General features: G+C 56.9%; 19 protein-coding genes and 4 pseudogenes. 9 read left to right on the forward strand and 14 right to left on the reverse strand.

Annotation, left to right across the window (positions count from 1 at the left end; translation table 11 throughout):
• Positions 1-512: 512 nt before the first annotated feature.
• The 5 genes and pseudogenes from livF to JNO11_RS17850 all read right to left on the reverse strand — a co-directional run bounded on the left by livF (position 513) and on the right by JNO11_RS17850 (position 5,435).
• Positions 513-1,228: pseudogene (livF, locus tag JNO11_RS17830) on the reverse strand (high-affinity branched-chain amino acid ABC transporter ATP-binding protein LivF).
• A 1-nt stretch (position 1,229) separates the two neighbouring features.
• Positions 1,230-1,997, reverse strand: a complete 768-nt coding sequence (gene livG, locus JNO11_RS17835) for a high-affinity branched-chain amino acid ABC transporter ATP-binding protein LivG (RefSeq protein ID WP_010253302.1) — start codon at positions 1,995-1,997, stop codon at positions 1,230-1,232.
• Complete coding sequence (locus JNO11_RS17840; RefSeq protein ID WP_325177547.1) at positions 1,994-3,265, reverse strand: high-affinity branched-chain amino acid ABC transporter permease LivM; 1,272 nt, start codon at positions 3,263-3,265, stop codon at positions 1,994-1,996. Before JNO11_RS17840 ends, livG begins: the two co-directional genes overlap by 4 nt.
• Positions 3,262-4,188, reverse strand: a complete 927-nt coding sequence (gene livH / locus JNO11_RS17845; protein ID WP_009087789.1) for a high-affinity branched-chain amino acid ABC transporter permease LivH — start codon at positions 4,186-4,188, stop codon at positions 3,262-3,264. The genes JNO11_RS17840 and livH overlap by 4 nt, the downstream gene beginning before the upstream one ends.
• A 134-nt stretch (positions 4,189-4,322) precedes the next feature.
• Entirely contained in the window at positions 4,323-5,435 is a 1,113-nt protein-coding gene (locus JNO11_RS17850; RefSeq protein ID WP_010253311.1) for a branched-chain amino acid ABC transporter substrate-binding protein, read from the reverse strand.
• Between the two features lie 395 nt (positions 5,436-5,830).
• Between JNO11_RS17850 and panM the strand changes: the two genes are divergently transcribed.
• Positions 5,831-6,226 (forward strand): aspartate 1-decarboxylase autocleavage activator PanM, encoded by a 396-nt coding sequence (panM, locus tag JNO11_RS17855; RefSeq protein ID WP_010253313.1) that lies wholly within the window; start codon positions 5,831-5,833, stop codon positions 6,224-6,226.
• Between the two features lie 60 nt (positions 6,227-6,286).
• On the opposite strand, the gene rpoH is transcribed toward panM, so the two are convergent.
• The 4 genes and pseudogenes from rpoH to ftsY all read right to left on the reverse strand — a co-directional run bounded on the left by rpoH (position 6,287) and on the right by ftsY (position 10,724).
• On the reverse strand, positions 6,287-7,144 hold the full coding sequence (gene rpoH / locus JNO11_RS17860) for an RNA polymerase sigma factor RpoH (protein ID WP_010253314.1): 858 nt from the start codon (positions 7,142-7,144) through the stop codon (positions 6,287-6,289).
• Between the two features lie 240 nt (positions 7,145-7,384).
• Complete coding sequence (gene ftsX / locus JNO11_RS17865; RefSeq protein ID WP_010253316.1) at positions 7,385-8,368, reverse strand: permease-like cell division protein FtsX; 984 nt, start codon at positions 8,366-8,368, stop codon at positions 7,385-7,387.
• Positions 8,358-9,027: pseudogene (gene ftsE, locus JNO11_RS17870) on the reverse strand (cell division ATP-binding protein FtsE). Before ftsE ends, ftsX begins: the two are co-directional and overlap by 11 nt.
• Before the next feature lie 5 nt (positions 9,028-9,032).
• Positions 9,033-10,724, reverse strand: a complete 1,692-nt coding sequence (gene ftsY / locus JNO11_RS17875) for a signal recognition particle-docking protein FtsY (RefSeq protein ID WP_325177548.1) — start codon at positions 10,722-10,724, stop codon at positions 9,033-9,035.
• Between the two features lie 233 nt (positions 10,725-10,957).
• Here ftsY and rsmD point away from each other — a divergent pair, with 233 nt between their 5' ends.
• Both rsmD and JNO11_RS17885 read left to right on the forward strand, forming a co-directional pair.
• Positions 10,958-11,557, forward strand: a complete 600-nt coding sequence (gene rsmD / locus JNO11_RS17880; RefSeq protein WP_010671526.1) for a 16S rRNA (guanine(966)-N(2))-methyltransferase — start codon at positions 10,958-10,960, stop codon at positions 11,555-11,557.
• Positions 11,547-11,819, forward strand: a complete 273-nt coding sequence (locus tag JNO11_RS17885; protein WP_003852192.1) for a DUF1145 family protein — start codon at positions 11,547-11,549, stop codon at positions 11,817-11,819. Before rsmD ends, JNO11_RS17885 begins: the two co-directional genes overlap by 11 nt.
• 26 nt (positions 11,820-11,845) lie before the next feature.
• Here the strand turns inward: JNO11_RS17885 and JNO11_RS17890 are convergent, their stop codons facing one another.
• The gene (locus JNO11_RS17890) at positions 11,846-12,202 is read right to left on the reverse strand and encodes a DUF2500 domain-containing protein (protein WP_022624010.1); all 357 of its coding nucleotides are present in this window, start codon (positions 12,200-12,202) and stop codon (positions 11,846-11,848) included.
• Between the two features lie 145 nt (positions 12,203-12,347).
• On the opposite strand from JNO11_RS17890, the gene JNO11_RS17895 reads away from it, so the two are divergent.
• Positions 12,348-12,977 (forward strand): lysoplasmalogenase, encoded by a 630-nt coding sequence (locus JNO11_RS17895; protein WP_325177549.1) that lies wholly within the window; start codon positions 12,348-12,350, stop codon positions 12,975-12,977.
• A 93-nt stretch (positions 12,978-13,070) separates the two neighbouring features.
• Positions 13,071-15,364, forward strand: a pseudogene (locus JNO11_RS17900) (zinc/cadmium/mercury/lead-transporting ATPase).
• Between the two features lie 54 nt (positions 15,365-15,418).
• Here the strand turns inward: JNO11_RS17900 and tusA are convergent.
• Positions 15,419-15,670 carry a sulfurtransferase TusA gene (gene tusA / locus JNO11_RS17905; RefSeq protein WP_010253330.1) on the reverse strand — a complete coding sequence of 84 codons (252 nt, stop codon included), beginning with the start codon at positions 15,668-15,670 and terminating at the stop codon, positions 15,419-15,421.
• A gap of 204 nt (positions 15,671-15,874) precedes the next feature.
• Here tusA and JNO11_RS17910 point away from each other — a divergent pair, with 204 nt between their 5' ends.
• The gene (locus JNO11_RS17910) at positions 15,875-16,540 is read left to right on the forward strand and encodes a 7-cyano-7-deazaguanine/7-aminomethyl-7-deazaguanine transporter (RefSeq protein WP_325177550.1); all 666 of its coding nucleotides are present in this window, start codon (positions 15,875-15,877) and stop codon (positions 16,538-16,540) included.
• Positions 16,541-16,656: 116 nt separating this feature from the next.
• Positions 16,657-17,211, forward strand: a complete 555-nt coding sequence (locus JNO11_RS17915) for a DcrB family lipoprotein (RefSeq protein WP_010253333.1) — start codon at positions 16,657-16,659, stop codon at positions 17,209-17,211.
• 59 nt (positions 17,212-17,270) lie between these two features.
• Here the strand turns inward: JNO11_RS17915 and iolE are convergent, their stop codons facing one another.
• From iolE to iolD, 3 genes are all read right to left on the reverse strand, one after another.
• A complete protein-coding gene (gene iolE / locus JNO11_RS17920; protein WP_010253335.1) occupies positions 17,271-18,167 on the reverse strand; it encodes a myo-inosose-2 dehydratase in 897 nt (298 codons plus the stop codon).
• Positions 18,168-18,214: 47 nt separating this feature from the next.
• Positions 18,215-19,225 (reverse strand): Gfo/Idh/MocA family oxidoreductase, encoded by a 1,011-nt coding sequence (locus JNO11_RS17925; RefSeq protein WP_033780961.1) that lies wholly within the window; start codon positions 19,223-19,225, stop codon positions 18,215-18,217.
• 62 nt (positions 19,226-19,287) lie between these two features.
• The gene (gene iolD, locus JNO11_RS17930; RefSeq protein WP_325177551.1) at positions 19,288-21,228 is read right to left on the reverse strand and encodes a 3D-(3,5/4)-trihydroxycyclohexane-1,2-dione acylhydrolase (decyclizing); all 1,941 of its coding nucleotides are present in this window, start codon (positions 21,226-21,228) and stop codon (positions 19,288-19,290) included.
• Between the two features lie 546 nt (positions 21,229-21,774).
• Here iolD and iolC point away from each other — a divergent pair.
• A pseudogene (gene iolC, locus JNO11_RS17935) lies at positions 21,775-23,689 on the forward strand (5-dehydro-2-deoxygluconokinase).
• Between the two features lie 440 nt (positions 23,690-24,129).
• Positions 24,130-24,972, forward strand: coding sequence for a MurR/RpiR family transcriptional regulator (locus tag JNO11_RS17940; protein ID WP_010253340.1), 843 nt, complete (start codon positions 24,130-24,132; stop codon positions 24,970-24,972).
• Positions 24,973-24,982 lie beyond the last annotated feature (10 nt).

Below are 24,982 nucleotides of genomic sequence, written 5' to 3' on the forward strand. Positions count from 1 at the left end.
CAGACTGAATAGCGGAAAAGGCAGAGCGACTAACTGCAGCTGAGCTTGTTGACAAAGTCTGGCTTGGTTGCTGTAAGACTGAGCCCTGCACAGAGAACACGGTCAGATCGGAAAGACGCAAAATCCGTCATCCATGACATGCTCGGCCCGCGCCGTCCATGGCGCGGGACGCTTTCCTCCTCTGCCCGTGTTCCCTGTGCGTTGAGTTTGTTCGTTGCAGCCAAATTCACCCTGATTTGGGTTTTCAGCAATCTGAGCGGCTATACACCATTACAAAGTCGAGTTTATTTACATAAATTGTAACGGATACTGGCAATGACAGCACTTGTCCCTGCTTTTTAAGGGCAAACTCAAAGCCCGTTGGCGGCAACACCCACACAGATGCTCAAGGCCGTCGGCGGCGCAGGCAGTTCGGCACCGGCCAGCGCACAGTAACCGGAGCGTATATACATACGTGAGGATTACGAGCACTGCCCGGTGTCGAAATGGCAAGTAAGCCAGGCCGTGCCCCATCAGGCACCTAAGTAAGCACTGCGGACGGCTTCGTTGGAAAGGAGTGCTGCACCTGTGTCTTCGAGCACCACATGCCCGTTCTCCAGCACATAGCCCCTATCCGCCAGCTTCAGCGCCTGATTCGCATTCTGCTCCACCAGGAAAATCGTCATCCCCCTCGCTGCGCAGCTGCTCAATGGTGTCGAAGATCTGCTGAATAATGATCGGTGCCAGTCCCAGCGACGGTTCGTCCAGCAACAGCAGGCGCGGCTGGCTCATCAGCGCACGGCCAATCGCCAGCATCTGCTGTTCGCCGCCCGACATCGTCCCGGCGCGCTGGATTTTACGCTCCTCCAGCCGCGGGAAGAGTTCATAAACGCGCTTGATCCGCGTCAGGTAGTCCGGACGGCTGGCAAAAAAAGCCCCCCATCGCCAGGTTCTCTTCTACCGTCATGCGCGAAAAGACCCGTCGGCCTTCCGGCACGATGGCGATCGCTTCACGCATAATGCGTGAGGTTTGCCAGTCGGTAATGGTTTTACCATCAAAGGTAATGGTGCCCTGCGTCGCGCGCGGTTCGCCGCACAGCGTGCCCAACAGCGTGGTTTTCCCGGCACCGTTAGCGCCAATCAGGGTGACGATTTCGCCCTGATTGATATAGAGGCTGACGTTGTGCAGCGCCTGAATTTTGCCGTAGTGGGCGCTGACGTTCTCAATGGTTAACATCGCATTTGCCATCTCAGGCCTCTCCTAAATAGGCACGAATGACATCCGGGTTATTACGAATCTCTTCCGGCGTTCCGTTAGCCAGCGGCGTTCCCTGATTGACCACATAAATACGGTCAGAAATCCCCATCACCAGCTTCATATCATGTTCAATCAGCAGCACCGACACCTTGTGTTCACCACGCAGCTCCGCAATCAGCGCGTCCAGCTCGTGCGTCTCTTTGGGATTAAGGCCCGCCGCCGGTTCATCCAGCATCAGGATTTCCGGGCGTGTCACCATACAGCGCGCAATCTCCAGCCGACGCTGCTGACCATAGGCCAGATTGCCCGCCTGACGGTTAGCCAGATCCAGCAGCCCCACCCGCTCCAGCCAGGTCGCCGCACGATCCAGCGCCTCGCTCTCACTGCGGCGAAACGCCGGGGTTTTCAGCAGACCGGAAAATACGCCGCTTTTCAGATGCTGATGCTGCGCCACCAGCAGGTTCTCAATGACCGTCATCTCACGGAACAGACGCACGTGCTGGAACGTCCGCACGATGCCCATCCGCGCAATCTTCTGGCCCGGCAACCCTTCAAGATGCTGCTCACGCAATGTGATCGTCCCGCCGGTTGGCTTGTAAAAGCCGGTCAGGCAGTTGAACACGGTGGTTTTACCGGCACCGTTGGGGCCAATCAGCGAAACGATCTCCTGCGGACGCAGCTCCAGCGCCACATTGTTCACGGCTAACAGACCGCCGAAGCGCATCATCAGGCCTTCAACGGCTAATAAAGGCTGAATCATGCCTGCTCTCCTTGTTTACCGGTTCTGAGCTTCAGATGCGGACGCTTCATCGGCAACAGGCCCTGCGGACGCCAGATCATCATCAGCACCATCAGGCCACCCAGCACCAGCATGCTGTACTCATTGAGATCGCGCATCAGCTCGCGTGACACCACCAGCAGAATGGCGGCCAGAATCACCGCAAACTGCGACCCCATCCCGCCCAGCACCACAATCGCCAGCACAAAGGCGGATTCGACAAAGGTAAAGGATTCCGGGCTGACAAAGCCCTGACGCGCCGCGAACAGGCTGCCGGCAAAACCGGCAAACGCGGCACTGATGGTAAAGGCGGTCAGCTTGATGCGGGTCGGGCTGAGGCCCAGTGAACGGCAGGCAATCTCATCCTCACGCAGGGCTTCCCAGGCTCGGCCCAGCGGCATCCGCAGCAGCCGGTTGATCACAAACAACGTCAGCACCACCAGCAGCAGCGCCACCAGGTAGAGGAAGATAATGCGGTCGCTGGGATCGTACTTCAGCCCAAAGAAGTTATGGAAGGTATCCCAGCCGCCTTCCCGCGGCGTACGACCAAACTCCAGACCAAACAGCGTCGGTTTCGGGATCTGGCTGATGCCGTTCGGCCCGCCGGTCAGGGCGGTATTGTTCAGCAGCAGAATACGCACGATCTCACCGAAGCCCAGCGTCACTATCGCCAGATAGTCGCCGCGCAGTCGCAGCACCGGGAAGCCCAGCAGCAGACCAAACAGCGCGGCAACTATGCCGGAGAGCGGCAGGCACTGCCAGAAGCCGAGACCGTAATAGTGGTTCAGCAGCGCAAAGGTGTAGGCACCGATGGCGTAAAAGCCGCCATAACCCAGCACCAGCAGGCCAGAGAGGCCGACCACCACGTTTAAGCCCAGACCGAGCATCACGTAGATCAGCGTCATGGTGGCGATATCGACGGTGCCGCGTGACACCAGGAATGGCCAGGCAACGGCGGCGATAATCAGCACCGCCATCACCAGTTTCTGCTTCGGCGTCGAGCCATCCAGACCCGGTAACACCAGCGCCGGACCCGAGATTTTCTTCAGGCCGCTTTGCCATACCGGACGCAGCAGCGGAAACAGAAACACCACCGCACAGCCTGTGGCGATCCAGTTCCAGCGCACGCTACCGGCGTTCTGCACCACCAGATTAGTGCCGTCCAGATTCAGGCGCAGCCCCATAAAGAAGGTGGCGAGCACCAGCAGCATCACCGAGGAGATCAGGGCATTGATAAAGGAAGTCTTCATACTTTTTCGACCTCCGGGCGGCCCAGAATCCCGGTCGGCATCACCAGCAGCACCACAATCAGCAGGGCAAACGAGACCACATCTTTATATTCCGTACTGAGATAGGCCGAGGTCAGCGCCTCGGCGATGCCCAGCACCAGGCCGCCAATCATCGCGCCCGGAATACTGCCAATCCCGCCCAGCACGGCGGCGGTGAACGCCTTCATGCCTGCCATAAAGCCGATGAAGGGGTTGATTGAACCGTAGAACTGTCCCAGCAATACGCCCGCCACCGCGGCCATCGCGGCACCGATAACAAAGGTCAGCGAGATCACGCGGTCCGTGTTTATCCCCAGCAGGCTGGCCATTTTCAGGTCTTCTGCGCAGGCGCGGCAGGCGCGGCCCATGCGTGAATAGCGGATAAAGGTGGTCAGCGCCAGCATCGCCAGGAACGTCACCACCCAGATCACTATCTGCATGGTGGAGATGGTAGCGGCAAAGCCGTTGCTCTCGCCTACCGTCCACTGTCCGGTAATCAGACTCGGCAGCGCCAGGTCACGTGAACCCTGCGTCAGGCTGACGTAGTTTTGCAGGAATATCGACATCCCGATGGCGGAGATCAGCGCAATCAGGCGCTTGGACGAGCGCACAGGCCGGTAGGCGACGCGCTCGATGCTCCAGCCGTAGGCGCTGGAGATAATTACCGCCATCACAAAGCCGGCCGCAATCATCAGCCAGGTGGTGTCGATGCCCATCATCATCAGGGCGGCAATCACGATAAAGGAGACATAGCTACCGATCATGTAGACCTCGCCGTGGGCGAAGTTGATCATGCCGATAATGCCGTAAACCATGGTGTAACCGATGGCGATCAGCGCGTAGGTGCTGCCCAGGGTCACACCGTTAAACATCTGCTGAATAAAATAGAGAAACTGCTCGGACATACCTTGACCCTTACTTAACCGATCATGGGCGATCGGGGTACAAAAAACGCCTGGCAGACCCGCACCAGGCGTTCGTGTCGCTGGTCAGGGGAAACCGGTTAACCGGCCTCCCGCTCACCACAAAACAGCCTGGTTTACTTCACTGCGGTCGAGGTGCCATCGGCATGCCATTTAAAGACGCCGAATTCAAAGCCCTTAAGGTCACCCTTCTCATCCCAGTTCAGGTTGCCCATGACGGTTGGCACCGCGGCACCTTCCTTGAGGTTTTTCACGATAGCGTCCGGCTCAGCGCTCTTGCTGCGCTCCATGCCGGTTGCCAGCGACTGCAGTGCGGCATAGGTGGTCCAGACGAACGGTCCGGTCGGATCCAGTTTCTTCGCTTTCAGCGCTTCAACGATCGGTTTGTTGGTTTCAACCTGGTCGTAGCGTTTTGGCAGGGTCACCAGCATGCCTTCAGAAGCGGCACCGGCGATGTTCGACAGCGAGGCGTTACCCACGCCTTCCGGTCCCATAAACTGGGTTTTCAGGCCCGCAGCACGTGCCTGACGCACGATCTGACCCATTTCCGGGTAGTAACCGCCGAAATAGACGAAATCGACGTTCTCTTTCTTGAAGCGCGCGACCAGCGTAGAGAAATCTTTATCGCCAGCGGTGATACCTTCAAACATCACGATATTAGCGCCCTGCTTTTTCAGGCTCTCCTGTACGGAGCGCGCCAGGCCTTCGCCATACTGCTGTTTGTCATGCACCACGGCGATGCGCTGCGGTTTAAGCTCGCTCATCACATATTTCGCGGCGGTCGGACCCTGATCGGAGTCGAGACCGGTGGTGCGCATAATCAGTTTATAGCCGCGGGAAGTCAGGTCAGGGGCGGTCGCCGCCGGGGTAATCATCAGCACGCCTTCATCTTCATAGATGTCAGAAGCGGGCTGGGTGGATGAAGAGCAGAGATGGCCGATCACGTAGCGGATGCCGTCGTTAATCACCTTGTTCGCTACCGCAACTGCCTGTTTCGGGTCACAGGCGTCGTCATATTTCACCGCAACCAGTTTGTTGCCGTTAACACCGCCTTTGGCGTTGATATCTTCAATTGCCTGAGTCGCACCGGCGAACTGCATGTCGCCGTACTGCGCCACCGGGCCAGACATTGCGCCAACAATCGCCACTTTGATATCTTCAGCCAGCGCCGCATGGCTCATCGCCAGTGCTACACATCCCGCCAGTAATGCGCGACCTTTCATTTTCATCCTGACTACCCCATTTGTTTTGTCGTGTATGTTGTGAGTGTTTGTGCTGTCAGATAAAGTCGAAAACTGATTAAGCATGAATGAGTTAGCGTACTTTTCTGACATTTTTTATTAATAAGGCTTTATTTTTCAGGTTATTAAACAGGAAGTTTCTTCTGTAAATCAACTGACATATTCAGAATTGACTGAGTGAAACAGCATAATACACTGGAGGCAACGGCCGGTTTTTCACCGCTTTGCCAGCGCGTTATGCTGGATTGATCGCACGCTCTCCCTGTTTACAACTATCATCCTGGCATCCCGACCATCTTTTGACCTGTTTTATTGATGAAAATGTGGTAGCACTCTGGTTGTACATTTTCGCTGCACTTTCCCCTGTTACAGAGGTTTTTGTTATGAAGCTCACTATCCAGCGTTTAACCACGCTGACCGCGCAGGACCGCATCGATCTTGGCAAAGTCTGGCCGGATCTGGAGATTGAACAACTGGAGCAGCAGCTGGATGAGCGCCATCGTCTCTATGCTGCCCGTTTTAACGACCGGCTACTGGCGGGTTTGCAGCTGGAAATCGCCGGGATCCACGGCAAAGTTCACCGGCTGTCGGTGCGCGATGTCACGCGCCGACGCGGAGTGGGGCAATATTTACTGGAGGAGACGATCAGGCAGAATGGGTCGATAGCGGACTGGTGGATTGCCGATGATGGCAGTGACGATCAGCAGGTGCGGGCAGCCTTTATGCAGGCGTGTGGCTTCAGGGCGCAGAGTGACGGCTGGATAATGGCGGTAGAATAGTCAGGCGCAGAAAAACAAAAAAGGGCGACATAAAGTCGCCCCTTAAGATGTCGAAGTGCGTTACGCTTCGATCGCCATACGCAGTTTCTTCATGGCGTTCTTTTCCAGCTGCCGGACACGTTCGGCTGACACGCCGTACTGATCGGCCAGCTCCTGCAGCGTGGTTTTATTGTCTTCGTCCAGCCAGCGGGCGCGAATGATGTGCTGACTACGCTCATCCAGACCTTCCATCGCATAGCTCAGCTTGTCAGCCGCGTGCGCATCCCAGTTATCCTCTTCAATGCCGTCAGCAAAGTCAGAGGTTTTATCCTGAAGATAAAGCACGGGTGCCATAGAGCGGCCTTCGCTGCTCTCGTCGTCGGCAGACATATCAAAGGTCATATCCTGCGCGGCCATACGCGATTCCATTTCACGCACATCTTTGCTGCTTACGCCCAGCTCACGCGCAACCATCTCGACTTCGTCCTGATTGAACCAGCCCAGACGCTGCTTGGTTTTACGCAGGTTAAAGAACAGCTTACGCTGTGCTTTGGTGGTCGCGACTTTCACGATACGCCAGTTACGCAGCACGTATTCGTGAATCTCCGCTTTAATCCAGTGCACGGCAAACGAAACCAGACGCACGCCCACTTCTGGGTTGAAGCGACGTACCGCTTTCATCAGGCCGATATTGCCTTCCTGGACCAGGTCAGCCTGTGGCAGACCGTAGCCGGAGTAATTACGAGCGATATGAACTACAAAGCGTAGGTGAGACAGGATCAGCGTCTTTGCCGCATCCAGATCGCCCTGGTAATGCAGCCGTTCAGCCAACGCTTTTTCCTCTTCTGCCGAGAGCATCGGCCAGGTATTCGCAGCCCGGACGTAAGACTCCAGGTTGCCAAGAGGAGCAATAGCTAAAGTTTGCATTTCTTTGGTCATTCAAACCCTCACAAATTCAGTGGAATTGCCGCACATTTCCCTGCGCAGACGATACATTACGTCAACGTCGCGCGAAATCCGAAAGCAATCTGTGCTACTTAGAGTGGTAAAGTTATCCACAAGTTCAATTATAGCGGTGAATATTTTACACACAGATGACAGGAAGGGAAGAGGGGAAATATCCTCTGCACCCACCATCGGTAGCAGAGGACCATTATAACAAAAAAATGTTGCAGGCGTTTACTGCGGCGTAAATCGACGTAAATGTTGTACCGTTGCCAGCCACGCAGCCACCCAGCCGATGATTGCCGCAATCAGTAACAGCAGCAGCGCCTCATCCCACGAGAAGCCTTCCAGCGAGAAGGTGGTACCAAATACGGTTGCCACACTGGCAACAACGGATTGCAGACGCAGCACCAGCACTTCCGACAGCAGCAGCGACAGCACCGCCCCGCTGAAGCCCAGCAGCGCCCCGCCATAGAGGAACGGACGCAGGATAAAGCCGTCAGTGGCACCAATCAGCTTCTGCACGTTAATGGTGTCGCGTCGGGCAAAGATGCTGAGCCGGACGCTGTTACCGATCACCAGGAACACTGCCACGATCATCAGCACACCAATCATTGAGGCGATCTGCCCCACCAGCCCGGTCAGCGCCGCCAGCCGCGCAAACCAGCTATCATCCATCCGCACTTCATCCACGCCCTGCACTTTAGTTACCCGATCGCGCAGGCTTTGCATGGTGTCTGAGTTCTGGAAATTGAGCTTAGGCGTGATGATGGCCACCGCAGGCAGCGGATTCTGCTCCAGCATATCCATTGCGCCGCCAAAGCCTGACCAGTTGCGGAACTCGTTCAGCGCCTCTTCCCGCGTCAGGTAGTTGACGTTATCCACGCCTTCGACCTGCTTGAGCTGCGCCACCACGTTTTCTGCCGCCGTGTCATCCAGCGTTTTTGAGAGATAAACGGTTAACTGCGGCGCCGGATACCACTGCGTTGCCGCCTGGCTGACGTTTTTCCACACCATGTAGCAGACGCTGGGCAGCGTCAGTGAAATGGCGATGACCATCACCGTCAGCAGGGTGGCCAGCGGCTGACGCCACATATCAGAAAGCGTGCCGCGCAGCGCATAGCGCCACTGCTCCTGCCAGCCGCCTTTCAGCGCTTTGCTCTTCGACTGCTGCTTCGCTTTCGGCGCAGCCGGACGTTTAATGCGTTTATTGACCATCGTGGCCTCCGTGCAGACGTCCCTGATTCAGCGTCATCATCCGGTAGTTGCGTCGGGCAATCAGACCGCTGTCATGCGTCGCCATCAGGACGGTGACGCCGACGCGGTTGAACTCTTCGAACAGGCGCAGAATATCTTCTGACAGCGCGTCGTCAAGGTTACCGGTCGGTTCATCGGCCAGCAGCACGGCTGGCTTGTTCACCACCGCACGGGCGATGCCCACACGCTGCTGTTCACCGCCAGAAAGCTGAATCGGATAACTTTTCGCTTTGTCGAGCAGACCCACTTTATCCAGTGCCGCCGAAACGCGACGACGAATGTCTTCGCCGCTGGCACCGGAGATAATCAGCGGGATCGCCACATTTTCATAAACCGAACGATCCATCAGCAGGTGGTGATCCTGGAAAATCATGCCGATCTGACGACGCAGGAAAGGCACCTCGCTGTTACGCAGGCGGGAAATGTCATGGCCGCTGAACCAGATTTTTCCGGCACTCGGGCGCTCAATGCCACAAATCAGCTTCAGCAAGGTACTTTTACCGGCACCGGAGTGGCCGGTCAGAAACGCCATTTCGCCGGGACGCAGACGGAAATCTACCCCCCTGCAGCGCCTGACGTCCGCCGAGATATGCCTTACTGACCTCTTCAAAGCGAATCATCCTAATTAGTCCTCTCGGGCAAACAGTGCCTCAATAAAATCTTCCGCCTTAAACGGCCGTAAATCTTCAATGCCTTCACCGACGCCAATGTAGCGAATCGGAATACCGAACTGATCGGCCACCGAGAAGATCACGCCGCCTTTAGCGGTGCCATCCAGCTTGGTGAGCGCAATCCCGGTCACGCCAACGGCTTCATTAAACAGTCGGGCCTGGCTGACCGCATTCTGTCCGGTGCTGGCATCCAGCGTCAGCATCACTTCGTGTGGCGCTGAATCATCCAGTTTTTTCATCACGCGGGTGATTTTTTTCAGCTCTTCCATCAGGTGCGATTTGTTCTGCAGACGACCCGCGGTATCGGCAATCAGCACGTCAACGCCACGGGATTTCGCCGCCTGAATAGCATCGAAGATCACCGAAGCGGAATCTGCACCGGTGTGCTGAGCAATCACCGGAATGTTATTGCGCTGGCCCCACACCTGCAGCTGCTCAACAGCCGCGGCGCGGAAGGTATCACCAGCCGCTAACATCACGGATTTGCCTTCAGCCTGATACTGGCGCGCCAGTTTACCGATGGTGGTGGTTTTACCTACACCATTGACGCCAACCATCAGGATCACAAACGGCGTTTTGCCTGAGACGTCCAGTGGCGCATCCACTTTCGCCAGAATCGAGGCCATCTCCGCTTTCAGCAGACCGTAGAGCGCTTCCGCATCACGCAGCTGCTTGCGGTTTGCCTGCTGGGTCAGATGCGTGATGATGCGGCGAGTGGTATCCACACCCACATCCGCAATCAGCAGCTGCTCTTCCAGCTCGTCAAACAGCTCATCATCAATCTTTTTGCCACGGAACAGGCTGATAAAACCGGAACCGAGGTTCTGACGGGTTTTCACCAGGCTGCGCTTCAGGCGGGCAAAGAAGCCCTCTTTGCTGGGACGCTCCTGCTCCTGCACGATGAGTGGCGCGGCGGCCAGCGGGAGATCGCTGACGGTATCGGATAATGTCTCTGCCGGTTCCGCGTCGGTGACTTCGGCTTCGCCCAGTGCCAGTGCGGTCAGCTCTTCTTCGGTGAGCGGTGCTTCCGTTTCGCTGTCCGATATTTCAACGATCGCAGCTTCGTCCGGCGTCAGCGCTTCATCGCTTAACGGCGCTTCGGCTTCGCTGTGCGGGGTTTCAACGATCCCGGCGTCATCCAGCGCCAGCGCGGTCAGCTCTTCTTCGCTTAATGGCGCGTTCGCTTCGCTGTCCGGGGTTTCAACGATCGGGGCGTCGCCCAGTGCCAGGGCGGTCAGCTCTTCTTCGCTTAACGGCGCATCGGCGGGTTCCGCATCAACGGCTGGTTTTACCACGTCGTCGGCGTCAATAACCGGCGTCGCGTCATGTTCAGGTGCGGTGATTTCCAGTAGCGCTTCAGGATCGGCCTCAATCGGCGCAGCTTCATCCAGCACCATGGGTGCTGACTCGTGCGGCGCTGCCGCGGTGACTTCCGCCTCACGCTGCTGCCCGGCCACCGTTTCGGTGATAACGACAGTCTCTTCCGCTTGCGCTTCAGCCTGGCTTAATGCCGGGGCGTCCTGTTCTGCCTGCTGCTCTGCGGGTTCTGCGACCTCTTGTGTCTGCTCCTCCGCTACAGGTTGTTTCTCTTCCTCTTTGCCAAATCCCAGCCAGGAAAAAAAGCCACGTTTTTTCTCTTTTGCCATTGTGTGACGACACTCCTCGATGGCTTTGTCCCGGTCGCGCGTGGTTTCCAGGGGTAAATCAATGAAAGTTGGTCAGCGCCAGACCGGCGTAAACCGCAGAATAATGCATGACTTCAGCAACTCAGTAGTCTAACACTTTCCAGCCAGCTCACCACAGCACCCTTTTTTTAACGTTTCTTCTCACCGATTCGCCCGTTAAACTACGCAACAAATTATGACGAGTTGTGAGCAAGATGAATAAAAACCCCCGCAGTACAGGCGGTGCCGGGCAGATTCGCATCATTGGCGGCCAGTGGCGCGGACGCAAGTTACCGGTGCCAGACAGCGCCGGACTGCGCCCGACCACCGATCGGGTACGTGAGACGCTGTTTAACTGGCTGGCCCCGGTGCTGCCAGAGGCGCGCTGCCTCGACTGCTTTGCCGGTAGCGGCGCATTAGGACTGGAAGCCCTGTCGCGTTACGCGGGATCGGCGACGCTGCTGGAGCTGGAACGGCCGGTGGCGCAGCAGCTGACAAAAAATCTGCAGACGTTGCGCGCCAGTAATGGCACCGTGATTCAGACCAATGCGTTAAACTGGCTGGCACAGCCAGGTGAACCGTTCGATGTGGTGTTTATCGATCCGCCGTTTCGTCAGGGATTGCTGGAACAGACGTTACAGCTGCTGGAGCAGAATCACTGGCTGGCCGATCAGGCGCTGATTTACGTCGAAAGTGAAGTGGAAAATGGCGCACCGCCGGTGCCGCCGGAGTGGGATCTTTATCGCGAGAAAATAGCCGGACAAGTGGCTTATCGTTTGTATCAACGTCAACAGGAGACGCAGGATGTTACTTAATTTGGGGCGTCTGTTGATGCTATGCGTGTGGGGATTTTTACTGGCTAACCTGGTTCATCCCTACCCGAAACCGCTGACTTATTTTATCAACGTTGCGCTGATTTTCATGATCCTGATGCATGGCCTGCAGCTGGTGTTACTGCGCACCACGCAGACCAAAGATGCGCCGCCGATTGACCGCGTCACCCAGGCCAAAGTGTTTCTGTTCGGTGTGTTCGAACTGGTCGCCTGGCAGAAGAAAAACTTCCCACGCAAGAAATAATTCCGGGCGGGCGCACTGCCCGCCGGTTACTGCCGGGGTGTGAAGCTGATAAAGCGCGTGCCCTGCATCTTCAGTTCACCTCTGGCGCCCTTGTCCAGCTGATGATATTCCGCCTCTTTAAGCTGCACTTTGATGTCGCTGGCACCGTTAAGCGGGTGAAACAGCACCTCGTAGCGCATCTCTTCCCCGGCGATCACTTCCCGCTGCCGTGAACGGCGATTGGGTGCAGGAAATTCACGTTTGGTTTTGACCTCAGCCTGCAGAGAACGCTCGGGTGAAGCGTCATTCACCGCCACTTCCCGGCGTTGCTTAATGAACTGACGGGTCGCCAGCACGGCGATAATCGCCAGAACGATGATAAAGATTAGCGGCGGTTTGCTCATAGCGATCTGGTGCCTGCAGGATGATTAATCAGGCGGCAAAGCATACAACCAGAGTTGCCTGATTGTCACATCTCAGAGGCTTAACCTAAACTGGAAGGGATATTTTGGGATCTTTCACCATTTTGAACAAAAAAAGGGAGAAACAATGCTCTGGTCTTTCCTCGCTGTACTTTTCTCCGGCTGGCTCTATGTCGACGCCACCTATCGCGGCCCGCAATGGCAACGCTGGTTATTTAAGCCGGTCACGCTGCTGCTGCTTGTCGGGCTGGCCTGGCAGGCACCGGTGCTGCAGACTACGGACTACCTGATTCTGGCCGGTCTGGTCGCGACGCTGGTCGGTGATGCGTTAACGCTGCTGCCGCGTCAGCAGATGCTCTATGCCATCGGGGCTTTCTTCCTGTCGCACCTGCTTTATACCCTCTGCTTCGCCGCCAGCATGACCATGACCTTCTTCTGGCCGATTCCGCTGACGCTGCTCATCATCGGTGCCGCCCTGATTGGCATCATCTGGAGCCGACTGGAAGATCTGCGCTGGCCTGTCTGCACCTTTATCGGCATGACGCTGGTGATGACCTGGATAGCGACCGAGCAGTACTTCTTCCGCCCGACCGATTACAGCTTCTCGATCATGGTGGGTGCCGGTCTGCTGCTGCTGGCAAACGCCGTCTGGTTTATCTCACACTATCGTCGCCGCTTTACCGCCGACAGCGCGATTGTCGCCGCCTGCTACTTCACCGGTCACTTTATGATCGTGCGCTCGTTGTGGGTCGTCTGAAAAAATAGCCTTGACTCTGGAGTTCACTCCAGAGTGTAGGATAAGGGATGGGCTGCGTTGCTCATCCCACTATCCTTACACTCTGGAGGTCATATGCATCAACATCACGCCTGTGGCTGCGGCAAACCCCGTGCCAGTCACGCCGCAGCAAAACCGCTGTGCCAGGTTCGCCAGGCCCGCCCCCCTCTCCCTTTCTATCCACGCCGCGACGCCTGTACCTGCGGAGACGGCAGGTTGTTGCTGTGACAGTCACTGCAGCCCTGGCAACGACGCCGACGCCGCTGAGGAAAGTGACCGGCGAGGTGTCGACAGTTATCCCTTTAGCTGGCAGGTCAGCGGCATGGATTGCCCGTCGTGTGCCCGCACCATTGAAACCGCTGTCCGTCAGGTAAGTGGCGTGACCGACGCCCGTGTCTTGTTCAGCAGCGAGAAACTGGTGGTCAACGCTGACCAGGACGTACAAAACGCCGTTGAACAGGCGGTGAAAAAAGCCGGCTTCCAGCTCGCAACCCCATCAGCCACGTCGGCCACATCCCCCCGCTACGCCGGGCTGGCAGCATAACCGGATGCTGATTTTGCTGGCACTGCTGGTGCTTGCCAGCAGCATTCTCAGCCAGTTCGCGCCCGCCTGGGGCGATCGGCTGTTTGTGCTGACCACGCTGGTCGGCCTGGTCCCGGTGGCGCGCGGCGCCTGGCAGCGTCTGCGCAGCGGATCGCCTTTTACTATTGAGACATTAATGACGCTGGCGTCAGCTGGCGCACTGATTATTGGCGCACACGCTGAAGCCGCGATGGTGCTGGTGCTGTTTCAACTGGGCGAACAGCTGGAAAGCTATGCCGCTTCCAGGGCGCGCAGCGGCGTTACCAGCCTGATGGCGTTGCGGCCTGAATCGGCGATCCGCCTTGAACAGGGCAAACGTACTGAGGTACCGCTCGCAGCGCTGCAACCCGGCGATGTGATTGAAGTCGCGGCGGGCAGCCGCTTGCCGGTCGATGGCAGCTTAATCAGCCCGCTTGCCAGTTTCGATGAGAGCGCGCTGACCGGTGAATCGCTGCCGGTAACGCGGGCCAGCGGCGAAAAAATTCTTGCCGGTGCCACCAGCGTTGACCGGCTGGTGATGCTGGAAGTGGTGTCGAAGCCGGGTGAAAGCGCGATCGACCGTATCCTGCAGCTGATTGAAGAAGCGGAAACGCATCGTGCGCCGGTCGAACGCTTTATCGACCAGTTCAGCCGTATTTACACGCCGCTGGTCATGCTGCTGTCGCTGCTGGTGATGGTGGTGCCGCCACTGCTCGGCGCAGGCGACTGGCAGCCTTGGATCTACAAAGGGCTGACACTGTTGTTGATTGGCTGCCCCTGTGCGCTGGTGATCTCCACGCCTGCCGCCATTACCTCCGGGCTGGCTGCGGCGGCGCGACAGGGCGCACTGATCAAAGGCGGTGCGGCGCTGGAGCGGCTGAGTTCGGTGCGCAGAATGGCGTTTGATAAAACCGGTACTCTGACGCTGGGCAAGCCACAGCTGACGCAGATCCTGCGCTTTGGTACGGCCAGCGAGTCAGAGATGCTGGCGCTGAGCGCCGCTGCGGAACAGGGTGCCACCCATCCGCTGGCCAGCGCTATCGTGGCGGCCGCGCAGGCGCGTGATCTGGTGATTCCTGACGCGCAGGATCAGCAGGTGCAGGCGGGACGCGGCATCAGCGCGAAAGTCGCTGGCCAGCAGATTCAGCTGCTGACGCCCGGCCATGCACCCGGTCTGACGCCGCAGCAAAATGCGCAGATAGCGCAACAGGAAGCTGAAGGTGAAACCCTGGTGGTGCTGATGCGCGATGGCGAAGCGCTCGGTGCGCTGGCTCTGCGCGATCAGCTGCGCGACGACGCCGTCGAGGCGTTAAAGGCGCTGAAAAAGCTGGGTATTGAGAGCCTGATGCTGACCGGCGACAATCCGCGCGCTGCGGCGACCATTGCCCGCCAGCTCGATATTGATTATCGCGCCAGTCTGCTGCCCGCCGATAAAGTCGCGGCGATCCGTGAACTGAGTCAGCAACAGCCGCTGGCGATGGTCGGGGATGGCATTAACGACGCGCCAGCAATGAAAGCGGCAACGCTGGGCATTGCGATGGGCAGCGGCACCGATGTGGCGCTGGAAGCGGCCGATGCTGCCCTGACGCGTAATCAGCTCAGCAATCTGGCTCCGATGATTGCGCTGGCACGCCGGACACGGCGTATCATCCGCCAGAATATCGGTATTGCGCTGGGGCTGAAGGCGATCTTCCTGGTCACAACCCTGCTGGGTCTGACCGGACTCTGGCTGGCGGTGCTGGCGGATTCGGGTGCGACCGCGCTGGTCACCGCCAACGCGCTGCGGTTACTGCGTCGCCGCGCCTGAGCAGGCGGCTTCTGATCTGAAGAGTGAGGTTAACGGCGGCCTGTACGGCTGTCGTCAACCCGCCATGCCTTTGCGGATCAGAAACTGATAGGGCAGCGTGTCGGTTTGCTGCGCCAGCAAGCCATGTTCCATAAAGCGGCAGAAGCCGGGAATATCGCGCGTGGTGGCCGGATCATCGGCGATGATCAGCAACGTCTCGCCATCCTGCAGGCTGCGTACGGTTTTGCGCACCATCATCACCGGCTCCGGGCAACGCAGGCCACGGGCATCCAGCTGATGGTCGGCAGAGGAAAAAGCATCGCTCATAATCAACTCGGTTCAGGTAAGGGGCGCTCATTCTAGCGCGTGCTGGCGGTGAAGCAAGGCGATAACGATTGCGCTAAAATTAACCATTGCATAAAAAGCACAACGCGGTAAGATGCCGCCGCTTTTTGCTCATAAAACTGCCAGGCGCTGCCCGAACGGCGTCCCGCAATGGGTTCCCTCACCCCAACATTAAAAAGGTTGAATATGCTCGCATTTTCTTCGCGTCAGCGCATGCATGCGCTTTTCTGGTTATCGCTGTTTCACCTGCTGGTGATCACTTCAAGTAACTATCTGGTTCAGTTGCCTATTTCAGTGTTTGGTTTCCACACCACCTGGGGTGCATTCAGCTTCCCGTTTATCTTCCTGGCGACCGATCTCACCGTGCGTATTTTTGGCGCACCGCTGGCCCGACGCATTATTCTGGCCGTGATGATCCCGGCACTGTTTATCTCTTACAGTGTCTCGGCGCTGTTCTATCAGGGTGAATGGCAGGGCTGGCAGGCACTGGAAGTGATGAATCTGTTTGTTGCCCGTATCGCCTGCGCCAGCTTTATGGCTTACGCGCTGGGTCAGATCCTCGACGTTCACGTGTTCAACCGTCTGCGTCGCCTGCCACAGTGGTGGATTGCGCCGGGCTGCGCCATGTTCCTGGGGAATATCAGCGATACGCTGGCCTTCTTCTTTATCGCCTTCTATAAAAGCCCCGATGCGTTTATGGCGCAGCACTGGGTTGAGATTGCCCTGGTGGATTACAGCTTCAAAGTGCTGATCTGCATGATTTTCTTCCTGCCCGCCTACGGCGTGCTGCTCAACGCGGCGCTGAAACGTCTGGCTGAACGCCAGACCGCCCGCCAGGTCAATTTCGGCTAAGCGCCCATACGGTTTCCACTACTATCCGCTAAGATCTTCTGACAATCATCAGGTTGCGTTTGCAACCTGATTCCTGTTGTATTAATGCCTGACTGGAAACTTAAAAAGGGATTCTGATGCGCAACCTGGTGAAATATGTAGGAATGGGTTTACTGGTACTCGGCTTAGCAGCCTGTGACCAGAAGAAAGATGAAGCGGCGAATGACAACGGCGTCAGCGCCAGTCAGTCGGCGCAAACCGTCACGCTGATGGATGGCAAACTGAGCTTCTCGCTGCCACCAGGCATGTCCGATAAAAGCGGTAAACTGGGTTCGCAGACCACTAACATGCACGTTTATGCGGATGAAACCGGTGCCCGCGCCATTATTGTGATTGCCGGTGACCCGACCAATGATGGTCTGGATGTGCTGTCGCAGCGTATGGAACAGCAGCAGCGTAATCGCGATCCGCAGTTGCAGGTGGTGTCGAACAAATCTGTGACGCTGAAAGATCAGCCCGCGCAGCAGCTGGATACGGTGATCTCTGCCAACAACCAGACCTCATGGTCTTCAGTGGTTCTGGCGAAAGTGGATGGCAAACTGGTGACGCTGCAGATTACACTGCCAGGTGATAATCAGCAGCAGGCGCAGAGCGATGCTGACAACATCGTGAAAAGCATTACGCTGAAGTAAAACAAAAGGCTGGCTTCCCTGCACGGCGGGGAAGCCAGCCTTCGGTCAGAAGGGCTTTTTTATAAACCTGCATTCTCGCGAATATATTTCCGCGCTTTCACCGCATATTCAAACGGATTGGCCAGTGCCGGATCCTGCTCCGCTTCAACCACCATCCAGCCTTTATAGCCGTAATCATCCAGGATTTTGAACACCGGTCTGAAGTCGATCACGCCATCGCCCGGTACGGTAAAGGTGCCCTTTTTCACTCCTTCCAGGAACGAGAGATGGTTCTCACGCACCTCGGCGACCACCTCATCACGCACATCCTTAAGATGAACGTGGAAGATGCGCGGCAGATATTTCTCCAGTACCGCCAGCATCTTCTGCTGGGAGCCTTCGGAGTAGTAGACGTGGCCGGTGTCATAGAGCAAACCGACCTGCTCGTCGGTCATCTCCATAAATCGGTCAATCTCTTCAGTGGTCTGAATACCGGTGCCCATGTGGTGATGCAGCGTCACGCGCATCCCCTTCTCCGCCGCGATGCGGGCCAGTTCGTTGTAGCCTTCCGCGGTTAACTGCCACTCTTCATCGCTGAAAATGGCTTTCTCTTCAAACACCGCAAGCCCGGTGCCCTGAATACTTTTACTCTGTTCAGAACAGCCAATCACCCGCGCGCCCATCGCATGCAGGAAGTTCATATGCTCGATGAACTGTTCGATAGTTTTCTGTTTGTCGCCGTTGGCGAAAAAGGTGCTGAACCAGGCGTTGCAGATCTCGATGCCGCGAATGTCGAGCATCGGTTTCAGGATCGCCGGATCGCGGGGATATTTGCTGCCCACTTCACTGCCGGTAAAGCCAGCCAGCGCCATCTCACTGACGGTCTGCTGGAAGGTATTCTCACTGCCGAGATCCGGCATGTCATCGTTGGTCCAGCCGATCGGGGCGATCGCCAGTTTTACATTCTCTTTGTTCATTATCTTATTCCCAGGCGGAGAGCGGCCATGCCGCATAGACAGCTAAATCAGTTATAGAAAGCAGGACGCGGCGGCATCTCTACCGGCTCAATCGCACCACTGTTCTGCGCTTTAATGCAGGCATCGGCGGCGACTGAGGCGGCAAAGCCATCCCAGGCAGAAGGACCGGTCAACTGGCCCGCTTTGATGTCGTTGATAAACGCCTGCAGCTCAACGTCATACGCTTCGATAAAGCGATCTTTCCAGTCCACCAGAATGGTATTCGACAGGCGGGCCTCTTTGCGCAGCTGCACCGAAGAGGGCTCTGGCAGGCGCGCAATCCCCTCTTCACCCACCACTTCACACTGGATGTCATAGCCGTAAGCGCAGTTAACGAAGATCTCGACGTCAATGCGAACCCCTTTCTGGGTTTCAAACAGCACGATCTGCGGATCTTTCAGCTGACTGTGTGACTTCGAGGTGACGCGCGGGAAGACCACCTGCACCGTTTTATAGTCATCGTTTGTCAGCCAGCGCAGCACATCCAGCTCGTGGATCAGGGTGTTGGTGATCGCCATCGGCGTGGTGTAGTTCTCCGGCACGGTCGGGTTGCGGTGCGCGCAGTGCAGCATCAGCGGCTCACCGATATCGCCATCGGTGATCACTTTTTTCAGTGCACGGTAGCCCGCATCGTAAGGACGCATAAAGCCGACCTGCACCAGGCGTTTACCTGCCTGAATCTCTGCATCCACGACCCGGCGGCAGCCCTCGGCGCTCATCGCCAGCGGCTTCTCACAGAACACCGGTTTACCGGCGGCAATCGCCGCTAAGGTGAACTCTTCATGGGTCGGATCCCATGAGGTGACCAGCACCGCATCAACATTCGGAGACTGAATCACGTCGTGTCCATTTTCGAATACCTCCGCCTCAATATTCAGGCGTTGCAGTGCGGCACGCGCGCCTTCGACATTAATGTCAGAGACGGCAACCACCTGTGCACCCTGCAGCACATGGCTGCAGCGACGAATATGTTCCTGACCAATTGCACCTGTACCGATGACGCCAAGTTTCAAAGTCATAATTACACCTGTGTAGGGTTCGTACGGAGAAGAGCAAAACGGGCCGTGGCACGGCCCTGAAATTAATATTTTCGCGCCTGATCCAGATGGCTGTTGAGCTTATCCGCCACCGCCTGAGAACGTTCGGTCTTCGAGGCCTGCGCCACGCCGACGTGCCACCAGCTGAAATATTTGTGGATCATGGTTTTTGGCAGCACTTTGATGTCGATAAGGGTGGAAACCGTCTGCATGCGGGCATCTTCCAGCGCCGCCTTGAGCTGCTCCAGCGTGGTCACACGATAGGTTTTGCAGCCATAACCGGCGGCAATAGCGGCGAAATCGACCGGGATAAAGCCGCCGTCCAGCTTGCCGCCTTCCGCATTACGGAACCGGAACTCAGTAGTAAAGCTGTCCATGCCGTGTTCCATCTGCAGGTTATTGATGCAGCCGTTGGTCATGTTATCCAGCAGCACTACGTTGATCTTCGCCCCTTCCTGAATCGAGGTGACCAGCTCTGAGTGCAGCATCATAAAGGAGCCATCACCGACCAGCGCATAGACCTCGCGCTGCGGCTGCGCCAGCTTCACACCCAGCGCGGCATTCACTTCATAACCCATGCAGGAGTAGCCATATTCAACGTGATAGGCGTTGTAATCTTTGGTGCGCCAGACGCGCTGCAGGTCGCCCGGCAGACTGCCCGCCGCTGCCACTACCACTGCGTCTTTTGGCAGTTGCTCATTTAAGGTGCCGAGCACGCTGCTTTGCGTCAGTAGCGACTGGGTCAGGCGGTTAAACTCAGCGAACACCGCTTCACGGTCGAGATGATCCGCAATCTCCGGCACAAAGTCGCCATCGTGATATTCCACCTGGTAGACGCGCTGCGTCTCTTTCAGCAGCTGGCTCTGCGCCTGCTCAATCTGATTGCCCCAGTCGTTGCTGTAGTGCTGAGAGGCCAGCCCGGCGGTGAGCGCGGTCAGCCCTTCGCGGGCATCAGCCAGCAGCTGCACGCCATCGAGCTTGTAGCTGTCAAAGTTGCTGACGTTGATGTTCAGGAAGCTGACATCGGGATGCTGGAAAATCCATTTCGACGCGGTGGTGAAGTCGGTGTAGCGGGTGCCGATGCCGATCACTAAATCGGCCTCTTTCGCCAGCAGGTTAGCCGCCAGACAGCCGGTTTCGCCCACGCCGCCGACATTCAGCGGATGGTCAGAGACCAGCGTGCCTTTGCCCGCCTGCGTTTCCGCAAAGGGAATCTGATAGCGCTCGGCAAACTGGCGCAGCGCCTCGCCCGCTTCGGAGTATTTCACTCCGCCGCCGCAGATAATCATCGGCTTGCGCTTACGGTTAATCAGCGTCAGGGCATCTGCCAGCTGCGCCGCCACCGGCAGGCGGCGATCCAGACGGTGCACCCGTTTCTGGAAGAAGTAGTCCGGGTAATCCCAGGCTTCGCCCTGCACATCCTGCGGCAGCGACAGCGTGACCGCGCCGGTTTCTGCCGGATCGGTCAGTACACGCATGGCGTTGATACAGGCGGACATCAGCTGTTCCGGGCGGCTGACGCGATCCCAGTATTTGCTGACGGCGCGGAAGGCATCGTTGGTGCTGATGCTGAGATCGTAGCTCTGCTCAATCTGTTGCAGCACCGGATCGGGCTGACGGGTGGCGAAGACGTCGCCTGGCAGCAGCAGCAGAGGAATGCGGTTGGCGGTCGCGGTCGCCGCGGCGGTGATCATATTGGCCGCACCAGGCCCCACAGACGAACTGCAGGCGATAATCTGGCGGCGCAGCGACTGGCGCGCAAAGCCGGTGGCAGCATGAGCCATACCCTGCTCATTACGGCCCTGGTAGACCACCAGATCGCCGCTATCCTGTTCCAGCGCCTGGCCCAGCCCCAGCACGTTGCCATGTCCGAAAATGGCGAAGATGCCTTTTACGAACTTCGTCTCAACGCCATCGACATCAATGAATTGATTATCAAGAAATTTAACCAGCGCCTGTGCCGTGGTCAGTCTGATAGTGCCCATATTCTTCCTTACATGCTGGTGGACCCCGACTTCCGCGACAGCACGCCAGGCGTTGTCATCGGCGGAAAAGGCGACCTGAATAACTGAAACGTGAGGCGATTATAAACAAATATATTTTTCATAAAACACGATTACAGAAGAAACATTTCATTTTGCGAGTGAGATCAAATTTAATGACGGCAACAGGTCTGGCGGGCGATTACAGTGGGGAAATCTGGAACGTTTAACAGAGAGTGGTGCCTGATGAAAAAATTCATTTCAATGCAGCAGCTTGCCTGACTGGCGTGCGGATTCCTGCGATCCCCTTCACAACCCTGACATACCGCACATCACGCTGGCAGAGTTCGCGCAGGCGGGCGGCAATCAGGAGTTTTACCTGGTTCACAAAATTGCGATGGATATTTCATTTCGTATTGAATATGGAATTTTTATTCCTCATACTCCCCCTCATAGCCAGTCAGACACCTACAGACCCGGAAGCAGAGCGTAACTGGTGTCGGTCTTTACGCCCGCCAGCGCTGCTAATCACAGAAGGAAACCACAGGTATGAGTACACAACAGAAACCGCTTGATGTGATTTGTATCGGGCGCATCGCCGTTGATTTTTATGGCCAGCAAATCGGGGCGCGACTGGAAGATGTCACCTCCTTTGCTAAATATCTGGGCGGCTCGTCAGGCAATGTCGCCTATGGCACCGCGATTCAGGGGCTGAAATCGGCGATGCTGGCGCGGGTGGGAGATGAGCATAATGGTCGCTTTCTGCGTGAAGAGTTGCAGCGCGTAGGCTGTAACACCGATGCGCTAATCACCGATCCGCAGCGTCTGACCGGACTGGTGATCCTCGGCATCAAAGATGAAGAGACTTTTCCGCTGATTTTCTACCGCGATAACTGCGCCGATATGGGTCTGGTTCCGGACGATATCGACGAAGCCTTTATTACCTCTGCGCGCGCCGTGGCGGTTACCGGCACCCACTTATCCCATCCTCAGACCCGCGAAGCGGTGCTGAAAGCGCTGGATATCGCCCGCCGCAACGGCCTGCGTACGGCGCTGGATATCGATTATCGTCCGGTGTTGTGGGGACTGACCTCTCTGGGCGACGGTGAAACGCGTTTCATTGAGTCGTCACAGGTCACGCAGCAGTTACAGGAAGTGGTGCACTATTTCGATTTGATCGTCGGCACCGAAGAAGAGTTTCATATTGCCGGTGGCAGCACCGATACACTGACCGCGCTGAAAAACGTGCGTCAGGCGAGTCAGGCGACGCTGGTCTGCAAACGTGGTCCGCTGGGTTGCGTGGTGTTTGAAGGTGAGATCCCGGATAGCTGGGAACAGACTGAGCTGCACACGGGCGTACGCGTCGAGGTTCTCAACGTGCTGGGCGCGGGCGATGCCTTTATGTCTGGCCTGCTGCGCGGCTGGCTGAATGATGAGGGCTGGACTCAGGCGTGCCGTTACGCCAACGCCTGTGGAGCGCTGGTGGTATCACGCCACGGTTGCGCACCCGCCATGCCAACCAAAGCGGAGCTGGATGATTTCCTGAGTCGCGACAAAGAGGTGAAGCGTCCCGATCTCGACAGCCGTCTGAACCATCTGCACCGCGTGACTACCCGCAAGCAGCAGTGGCCGGAGCTGAATGTCTTCGCCTTTGACCACCGCAAACAGCTGGCGGATATGGCGCAGGAAGCGGGCGTGGACGAGAGCCGCATTCCGGAACTGAAACTGCTGCTGCTGGAAGCTGCTCAGCAGGCTGCCAGAGAGGCAGGATTAGAGAATAAAAGCGGGATTCTGGCGGATACAACTTACGGTCAGAAGGCGCTGAACGCCATTACCGGTAAGAACTGGTGGATTGGCCGCCCGATTGAGCTGCCGAGCTCGCGTCCGCTGCGCCTGGAGCATGGCAACATCGGCTCGCAGCTGATCGACTGGCCTGCCGAACACGTGGTGAAATGTCTGGTCTTCTATCATCCGCATGACAGTGCTGAACTGCGTAAAGAGCAGGATGAGCTGGTGCTCGACGTCTGGAACGGCTGTAACAAAAGCGGTCATGAGCTGCTGCTGGAAGTGATTCTGCCTGACAACAACCCGGATAAGAATGAAACGTATTACTTTGATATGTTGAGCCATTTCTACAGTCTGGGCATCCAGCCTGACTGGTGGAAACTGCCACCGCTGTCGGCGGAAAGCTGGCAGGCGATCAGCGGTCTGATTGAGCAGCAGGATCCCCACTGTCGCGGCATTCTGTTACTCGGTCTGGATGCGCCCGAAGAGAAGCTTAAAGCGGGCTTCACCGCGGCGGCCAAAGCGCCCTGGGTGAAAGGTTTTGCGGTAGGCCGCACTATCTTTGGTCAGCCTTCCCGCCAGTGGTTACAGGGGGGAGCTGGACGATCAGGCGCTGATTGAGACGGTTAAAGGCAACTATCTGCGACTGATTGAGTACTGGCGCGCTGCCCGCGCCTGATTTGCAGCTCTGTCAAAAAGCCGCTTTTAGACCGTGCAGTCACAGGGAACACGGTCAGATCGGAAAGACGCGAAAGCTGCCATCCATGGCATGCTCGGCCCGCACCATCCTTGGTGCGGGACGCTTTCCTCTTCTGACCGTGTTCACTGCTCGTTTAGCTAATGTGTTGCTGCCAGACCCGATTTTTCAGCAATCTGCAGCCATTCCAATCTGAATGGTGAAAGACTGCATACTTCCATCCCTGCTGGCATTTCATCCCGGCTTTCATCCTGACATTGCCCGCGAAAAGTCATGCATCGGGCGCTAAAGCTAATCTGTGAACCATTTCATAAAGCCATGAAATAAACCGCGTCGTTGACGCAAAGAAATGAAATTTTCCATCCATCTGATACTATAGCGCTCATTATGCAGCCATTATTCTAATTATACGGGCAGAAGTGATGAACAATAATCCCACCCAACTTTCTCTCTTGCAGGACGATATTCGTCGCCGCTACGAAACGCTGAGCAAGCGTCTTAAACAGGTTGCGCGCTACATCCTTGATAACAGTAACAGTATTGCTTTCGATACCGTCGCCTCAATTGCTCAGCAGGCCGATGTGCCACCGTCGACGCTGATCCGCTTTGCGAATGCTTTTGGCTTCAGCGGCTTCAACGAAATGAAACAGGTTTTTCGTCAGCACCTGATGGAGGAGACGGTCAACTATACTGAGCGCGCTCGCCTGTTTCGTCAGACCTCCACGGACGACAGCGCCAGTGCGCCTGAAAGTCCGGCGGAAATCCTCAACGTCTTTACCATGGTTAACAGCCAGGCGCTGCAGCAGCTGGCGATGCAGGTTAATCCTGAGCAGCTGAACAAAGCGGTGAAGCTGCTGAATGAGGCTGAGAATATCTATGTTATCGGCCTGCGTCGCTCTTTCAGCGTCGCCTCCTACCTGGTCTACGCGCTGCGTCATCTTGAGCGCCGCGCTTTCCTGATTGATGGCCTGGGCGGGATGTTTACCGAGCAGCTCAGCCTGGTCAACCCGAAAGATGTGGTGATTGCGATCAGCTACTCGCCTTATGCACGTGAAGCGGTCGAGGTGGTTGAAATGGGTGCCAAACGCGGTGCGCATCAGATTGCCATTACCGACAGTCAGGTCAGTCCGCTGGCCGCCTTCAGCGATGTCTGCTTTGTAGTACGTGAAGCGCAGGTCGATGGCTTCCGTTCGCAGGTCGCTTCACTCTGCCTGGCACAGACGCTGGCGGTTTCGCTGGCACTGAACAACGCAAAGACCAGCTGAGTTCCACACA

This window comes from Pantoea sp. 1B4 (genome assembly GCF_016925765.1).
GTDB lineage: Bacteria > Pseudomonadota > Gammaproteobacteria > Enterobacterales > Enterobacteriaceae > Pantoea > Pantoea agglomerans.